Below are 7,330 nucleotides of genomic sequence, written 5' to 3' on the forward strand. Positions count from 1 at the left end.
CGCGCGCGGGGAGAGCACCGTCCGCGCGGCGGTCAGCGCCATCCGCGACGGGTTCGCCGACGCGCTCGTCTCCGCCGGTTCGACCGGACCCACCGCACCCGTCCCCGCTCCCCATCGTCTCGTGGCCGGATCACCTCGCTGACGGACGACTTCCACCGCTGCTGTCGACGTGGATGTTGCCGATCGCGTCGATCCGGCCCCATCGGCCCGGGATGTCGAACAGTTCGACCCGGCCGAACTTCTCCGGCAGTGCCGGCGCCACCACCAGGTCGTCCCCGTACGGCTCCAGGCCGAGCACGGTTCGCAGCAGCAGGAGGAGCGCGCCGGTGGACCGGGCCTGCGGGCTGTTGGCGGTGGGATACTGGACCGGGTGCCTGGTCAGCTGGCGGTCGTATCCCCCGAAGGCCTCCGGCAGCCGCCCGTTGAAGTAGCGCGCCGCGTCGACGATGCCCTCGGCGATCCGGGCGGCTTCCTCGGCGAAGCCGTAGCGGCGCAGCCCCCAGCCGATGACCGAGTTGTCGAACGGCCACACCGTGCCGACGTGGTAGCCGAGCGGGTTGTACCGGCCCTCCCCCTGTGCCAGGGTGCGCACACCCCAGCCGGAGAACAGGCGCGGCCCGAGGAGGTGCCCGGCGACCTGCGCGGCGCGGCTGTCGTCGACGATGCCGCTCCAGAGCAGGTGGCCGATGTTCGACGACAGCGCGTCGACCTGCCGGCCGTCGGCGTCGAGGGCGAGCGCGTAGTAGCCGCCGTCGGCGACCCAGAAGTCGCGGTTGAATCGCTCCTTAAGCGCGGCGGCCTCCCGTTCGAGGCGGTCGGCGTAGGCCGGGTCGTGCCAGAACTCGCGGGCCAGGCGTGCCCCGCGGATCTTCGCGTCGTAGGCGTAGCCCTGCAGTTCGCAGGTGGCCCGGGGCAGCCCGGGCAACCGGCCGTCCCGGTAGGAGATGGCATCGGACGATTCCTTCCAGCACTGGTTCTCCAGGCCGGTGATCTCGTTGCGCCGCTGGTACCAGACGTAGCCGTCGCCCATGATGTCGCCGTACTCGTCGATCCAGTGCAGCGCCGCCCGCGCCTCGTCCTCGAACTCCCGCACCACGGCGAGGTTGCCGGTCCAGCGCTCATACTCGTCGAGCAGCACCACGAAGAGCGGGGTGACGTCCGCGCTGCCGAAATACGGCGACTGCGGAGTTTCCTCGAAGGCGACCATCTCGCCGTAGCGGAACTCGCGCAGGATCTTTCCCGGCTCCTCGTCCCGGAAGTCGTCGAGCGCCGCACCCTGGTCGATCCCCAGCATGCGCAGGGTCGCGACGGCAAGGTCCGGGGCGAACGGCAGCGCCTGCAGGCTGGCGAAGATGGGATCGCGGCCGGTGACGGTCGCGGCCCAGGGCAGACCAGCGGCGGGCATAGCCTCCTTCGGCAGCGTCAGCGGCGAGAACCGCAGCGCCGCGAGATCGATCAGGCTCTGCCGGTACGTGCTGGTCAGCGGCTCCCAGTCGCAGTTGAGCTTCGGCGCGTTGTCGAGCCACCCGGCCAGGTCCTGCTCGAGTCGCACCCGATTGCGTTGGTGGCGGCCGGGGTGCACATGGTCCCGGACGTCGTCACCGTCCGGTCGCAGCACCAGCCCACGAACGTGCAGCGTGGTGCTCCACTGGCCGTGCGGTCCAACCACGATGTGATACGTCAGGCCGTGCTCGTCGACCTGCGCCGGTTCGGTCGTGGAGATGGCCGTCTCCCGCCGAAACTTCTCGCGCTGGTAGCCCAGGCGCAGGGATCCGTCCTCGACCCGGGTGTAGATCCGGCCCACCGGCTTCTCGCCGGGTTCGGGAATCCGCAGCAGCGGCACGAAGTCGGAGTCCGCGTCGATGCGGACGGTGAACTCGGCCGGTTCCGCGGAGTGGTTGAGAACGGTCAGGCGCTCCTCGAAGCTGCCGGCGACCGATCGTTCCCGGATCACCGACACCTTGGCGTCCAGGTAGTGGGTGGGGGCGCCCGGCACCAGGAAGAAGCGCACCTCGAAATAGCGCGAGTCGTCCACGGCGAGGGCGTGCAGCCGTTCACCGTTGACACTGAGCCGCCACACCGACAGGAAGCGGGTGTCGAAGGAGAAGAATCCGCACGGCACCGTCGGCGATGCTTCGATGTCGCCGCAGTCGTCACTCAGGACGAAGATGTTGCCGTCCAGGATCCGGACCAGGTCCCCACTCGACGCGCTCACCGGTGAACCCCCCGTTCCCGGGCGAAGTCCCGCGGGTGGCGCGCGCCCGGCGTCGGGCGGAAGATCCGCTCCAGCAGGACGATGTACCGGAACTTGCCCTCGCTCGTGATCTCGTTGCGCAGCCACGCCGGCAAGGGCTTCTCCTCGCCGCGCGCCATCCGGTCGAAGAACTCCTCATCGGCATGAATGACGCAGTCGGCCGCACGCACGTCCCTCGTCACCCGGACATCACCGTTCGTGATCGTGACGAACCAGTGGTCGATCCCGCGCTCGTGCGCGAGGTCGAAACGGATGGTGCCGGTCGCCTTCCTGAGCAGCCGGGCGGAGCCCTGGCGGCCGAACTCCTCGAAGAACCTCCTGGTCTCGTCGGACATCAAGCCCCACCCCTCGGAAGTCGACCGGCTCCCCACGACCCTCGCGCGGGCGGGGCTGTCCCGGCATCACCCGGAGCAGGTGAAATTCGGCCCGCGTCGGCGACGCACCGCGCGGATTTCATCCGATCCGGGTGATGCCGTCCGGTGCCGGCGTGCGTGATGCTGACCTGGTCAGTGCTGACAAAGGGAGTCCGATGTCAGATTCCACGGCGGAGTTCTTCGACGACCTCGGCCGGCGCGGCCACGATCCCCTGCTCGCGGGGGCCACCGGCACCATCCGGTTCGAACTCGGTCACGACGGCCGGGTCGACAGTTGGTACGTGGTGATCCACGAGGGAGATGTCCGCGTGTCGAGGCAGGAGCCCGGGGCGGAGAGCATCATCAGCACCGAAAAGGCACTCTTCGACCTGATCGCCAGCGGCCGGGAGCAGTTGTACGCGGCGTGGGCGCGCAACGAGGTCCGGGTCGAGGGCGACGTCCGGCTTGCCCGCCTCATCCAGCGGCTGTTCCCAGGTCCGCCCGGCGCGCACCATCCGCGGACGTTCGCGCGTCCCCGGAGACAACCGTGAACGAGGAACTCGTCCGGCTGCTGGACGGCAACACCTTCGTGGTCAGTGAGCGAACCGGGGACGTCGCGGCCACGCCCAGCATTCCGACCGGGCTCTTCTCGTTCGACACCCGCTTCCTGTCGACCTGGGTGCTGACCATCGACGGAATGCGACTCAGCGCGCTCACGGTGGACGACATCGAGTACTTCGAGAGCCGGTTCTTCCTCGTCCCGGTCGCGCCGAATCCCGCCGTCGACCCCACGGTCTCCGCCATCCGGGAACGCTCGATCGCCGGCAGCTTCCACGAACGGTTGACGGTGGTCAACCACCAGGCAGAACCCGTCGAGCTGCGGATCCGGCTGGAGGTCGAGAGCGATTTCGCCGACCTGTTCGAGATCAAGGACGTGCGGGAGAAGAAGGGTGAGTACTGGGCGCGGGTCGACGACGGGCGGCTGCGCCTCGGGTACCGGCGCGCGGCGTTCCAGCGGGAGACGCTCATCTCGACCACCGAGCCGGCCCGAGTCGACGAGCACGGGCTGACGTACGACGTGCGGATCGGGCCGCACGGCGAGTGGGTGACCGAACTGCACGTGCAGACACTGGGCGTGAACGGGCGTGATCTGCGGGAGAGCCTGCAGGGCCGGCCCGGTCGGGCCAAGAAGGAGATGCGCCAGGACCTGGACCGCTGGCTCGCGGAAACGCCCCGGATGACCTGCGACTCCGAGTCGCTGATGATGACCTACCAGCGCAGTCTCGTCGACCTCGCCGCGCTGCGTTTCACGCCGTTGACCGCCAGTGGACGGAGCCTGCCCGCCGCCGGGTTGCCGTGGTTCATGGCCATCTTCGGCCGGGACAGCATTTTCACCAGCCTGCAGGCGCTTCCGTTCGCACCGGATCTCGCCGCCACGACCCTGCGCCTGCTCTCGCTGTTGCAGGGTGTCGTGCTGGACGACTTCCGGGAGGAGGAGCCGGGCAAGATCATGCACGAGCTGCGGTACGGAGAGAGCGCCGGCTTCGAGGAGCAGCCGCACTCGCCGTACTACGGCAGCGCCGACGCGACGGCCCTGTACGTGATCCTCATCGACGAGTACGAGCGTTGGACGGGGGACGCCGACGCGGTGCGCCGCCTTGAGCGCTCCGCACGGGCGGCGCTGGACTGGATCGACGAGTACGGCGACATCATGGGCGACGGCTACGTCTGGTACCAGCGGCGCAACGAGGTGACCGGCCTGGAGAACCAGTGCTGGAAGGACTCCTGGGACGCCATCTCCTACCGGGACGGCCGGCTGCCGGGGCTGCCCCGGGCCACCTGCGAGCTGCAGGGCTACACCTATGACGCGAAGATCCGCGGGGCGCGACTGGCCCGCGAGTTCTGGCACGACCCGGCCTACGCCGACCGCCTCGAACGGGAGGCCGCCGCGCTTAAGGAGCGATTCAACCGCGACTTCTGGGTCGAGGACGGGGAATACTACGCGCTCGCCCTCGACATCGACGGCCGACAGGTGGACGCGCTGTCGTCGAACATCGGCCACCTGCTCTGGAGCGGCATCGTCGACGACAGCCGCGCCGCGCAGGTCGCGGAACACCTCCTCGGACCGCGGCTTTTCTCCGGCTGGGGCGTGCGCACCCTCGCCGAGGGGCAGGCCCGCTACAACCCGCTCGGCTACCACGTCGGCACGGTGTGGCCGTTCGACAACTCGTTCATCGCCTGGGGACTGCGGCGCTACGGCTTCACCACCGAGGCCGCCCGGCTCGCCCAGGGGATCATCGACGCGGCGGAGTTCTTCGAGGGTCGGCTGCCGGAAGCCTTCGCCGGTCACGATCGGCAGCTGACCCGGTATCCGGTGCGCTATCCGACAGCCTGCAGCCCGCAGGCCTGGTCGACGGGCACCCCGCTGTTGCTGCTGCGCACCATGCTCGGCATGGAGCCACGCGGGGAGCACCTGGTGACCAGGCCGGCCGTACCCAGGGAGATCGGCCGGATCGAGCTGCGCGGCATCCCGGGGCGGTGGGGTCGGGCCGACGCCTTCGGACGCGGCCGCATCGACTGACGCCGGAACGCCGCCTCCGGGCCAGCGTCCTGTCGCGCCTGGGCCGCCCCGCCTGATCATCCGTGCGACCACCCGACCGCGAATGGTGCGGGTGGCCGCCGTCGTGCGCCGTCACCCGGTGCCGCTTCCTCCGTCGCGCCTCGTTGGAACCGCTCCGTCCCTCTGCGACGATGCGCAGGTCACGACAGAGGAGGCGACATGAGTTCGAGGCTCAACCCGTACCTCAGCTTCCGCGACGACGCGCGGCAAGCCATGGAGTTCTACCAGCAGGTGTTCGGTGGCAACCTGACGCTGAGCACCTTCGGCGAGTTCGGCAATCCGGATCCGGCGGTGGCCGACAAGGTCATGCACTCCCTGTTGGAGACCGACAGCGGGTTCACGCTGATGGCGTCCGACACCCCGCCGGAGATGGAGCACCACCCGGGGAACAACATCTCGATCAGCCTCAGCGGCGACGACGGCGACGAGCTGCGCGGCTACTGGCAGCGGCTCTCCGAGGGCGGCACCGTCGCGGTGGCGTTGGAGAAGCAGATGTGGGGCGACGAGTTCGGCATGTGCGTGGACCGGTTCGGCATCGGCTGGATGGTCAACATCGCCGCGCCGCAGGCCTGACCGCCGGGAGGAGGTCGCCCGAACAGCGGTGTCCACGCTGGTCCCAGCGGCGTTACCGTACGCGGATCTGCGGATCCGGCTGGAAAGGACCAGAGACATGGACAGCAATGGGCGTTCACCTCTTCGACGCCTCGCCAGGCTGGCCACCGCGGCCGCCGTCGCGGTGGCCAGCCTGGGGCTCGTCGCCCCACCGGCACACGCGGAAGCCGGGCCCAAGGTCGCCGTGATGACCCGCAACCTCTACCTGGGCGGGGACCTCACGCCGTCGATCGCCGCGCCGACCCTGCCGGCGTTCCTGGCCGCCAACGCGGCCCTGCTGCGCCACGTGGACCTGGTCGACTTCCCGGCCCGGGCGGCGCTGATCGCCGAGGAGATCCGCGAGCGCAAGCCCGACCTGGTCGGCCTGCAGGAGGTGGCGCTCTGGCGCACTGGACCGATCGGCGATCCGGCCGCGGCCACCGAGGTCCGGTACGACTACCTGGCGCTGCTGACGGCCGAGCTGGCCGAGTCCGGCCACCCGTACGACGTCGCCGTGGTCCGCGACGAGGCGGACCTGGAGGCCCCGGCCGGGGCGCCGTACCTGCTGGACGTCCGGCTCACCATGCGGGACGTGGTGCTGGTGCGGCACGGCGGCCGGGTCAAGGTGACCGCGACCTCGTCCGGCAACTTCGTCCACAACCTGGTCTTCCCGCTCGCCGCCACCGGTGGCACCGCCACCAGCACCCGGGGTTGGACGGCGGTGGACGCCGTGCTGGGCAGCCGAACGTTCCGGTTCGTCAACACCCACCTGGAGGCGTTCCACGCCGGCGTCCGCCTGCTGCAGGCGCAGGAGTTGCTGGCCGGCCCGCTCGCCGTGCCCGGGCGGCTGATCCTGGTCGGCGACCTCAACAGCGGGCCGGAACTGCCGGATCCGAACAACCGCCTCGCCTACCTCGCCCTGGTGGCCGGCGGGATGGTCGACACCTGGTCGATGCTGCACCCCGGCGACCCCGGCTACACCGCCGGGCTGGGCGACGACCTGACCGAGCCGGCCGACGACGTCGAGCATCGGATCGACATGGTGCTGGTGCGTGGCACGGTGGTGCCGGTCGCCAGCGAGCTCTTCGGCACGCAGCGGCAGACCGCCGACGGCCGGTGGGCGTCGGATCACCTGGGTCACCAGGCGGTGCTCGCGCTGCCGTGATCGCGGCGAAACGTCGGCATTCGCGGGTGGTGAACGGCATCTATCCCGGGCATGGAACTCCATCAATCATTACCCGAAGGTAGATATGAGCCATTCTCACCTCCGGGTGTGACGCCCGGGCGCGGAGGGCGAGACCGTCGGCAAGCGGCAGCCGGGCGTACCACCGGCCCGACTCCGCACCCCCGGAGGATCCGCCATGCCCCGTCCCACCACCCGTGCCCGCCTCGCGGTTCTGACCGCGGCCCTCACCGCGGGGGGGGGGGGGGGGGGGGGGGGGGGGGGGGGGGGGGGGGGGGGGGGGGGGGGGGGGGGGGGGGGGGGGGGGGGGGAGGGGGGGGGGGGGGGGG

6 protein-coding genes are annotated in these 7,330 nt (G+C 70.4%); 4 read left to right on the plus strand and 2 right to left on the minus strand.

Annotation, left to right across the window (positions count from 1 at the left end):
- Positions 1-130 precede the first annotated feature (130 nt).
- Both ACZ6S5_RS34695 and ACZ6S5_RS34700 read right to left on the minus strand, forming a co-directional pair.
- Positions 131-2,215, minus strand: a complete 2,085-nt coding sequence (locus ACZ6S5_RS34695; protein WP_466006522.1) for an amylo-alpha-1,6-glucosidase — start codon at positions 2,213-2,215, stop codon at positions 131-133.
- Entirely contained in the window at positions 2,212-2,589 is a 378-nt protein-coding gene (locus ACZ6S5_RS34700) for an SCP2 sterol-binding domain-containing protein (protein ID WP_466006523.1), read from the minus strand. The genes ACZ6S5_RS34695 and ACZ6S5_RS34700 overlap by 4 nt, the downstream gene beginning before the upstream one ends.
- Before the next feature lie 194 nt (positions 2,590-2,783).
- Between ACZ6S5_RS34700 and ACZ6S5_RS34705 the strand changes: the two genes are divergently transcribed.
- The 4 genes from ACZ6S5_RS34705 to ACZ6S5_RS34720 all read left to right on the plus strand — a co-directional run bounded on the left by ACZ6S5_RS34705 (position 2,784) and on the right by ACZ6S5_RS34720 (position 6,983).
- Positions 2,784-3,158: an SCP2 sterol-binding domain-containing protein gene (locus tag ACZ6S5_RS34705; RefSeq protein WP_466006524.1), complete on the plus strand. Its 375-nt coding sequence runs from the start codon at positions 2,784-2,786 to the stop codon at positions 3,156-3,158.
- Positions 3,155-5,188, plus strand: coding sequence for an amylo-alpha-1,6-glucosidase (locus ACZ6S5_RS34710; protein ID WP_466006525.1), 2,034 nt, complete (start codon positions 3,155-3,157; stop codon positions 5,186-5,188). Before ACZ6S5_RS34705 ends, ACZ6S5_RS34710 begins: the two co-directional genes overlap by 4 nt.
- Before the next feature lie 198 nt (positions 5,189-5,386).
- Positions 5,387-5,800 carry a VOC family protein gene (locus ACZ6S5_RS34715; protein ID WP_466006526.1) on the plus strand — a complete coding sequence of 138 codons (414 nt, stop codon included), beginning with the start codon at positions 5,387-5,389 and terminating at the stop codon, positions 5,798-5,800.
- 97 nt (positions 5,801-5,897) lie between these two features.
- Entirely contained in the window at positions 5,898-6,983 is a 1,086-nt protein-coding gene (locus tag ACZ6S5_RS34720) for an endonuclease/exonuclease/phosphatase family protein (RefSeq protein WP_466006527.1), read from the plus strand.
- The last annotated feature ends 347 nt before the right edge of the window (positions 6,984-7,330 follow it).

The sequence above is a fragment of the Micromonospora sp. NPDC051924 genome (genome assembly GCF_055586005.1).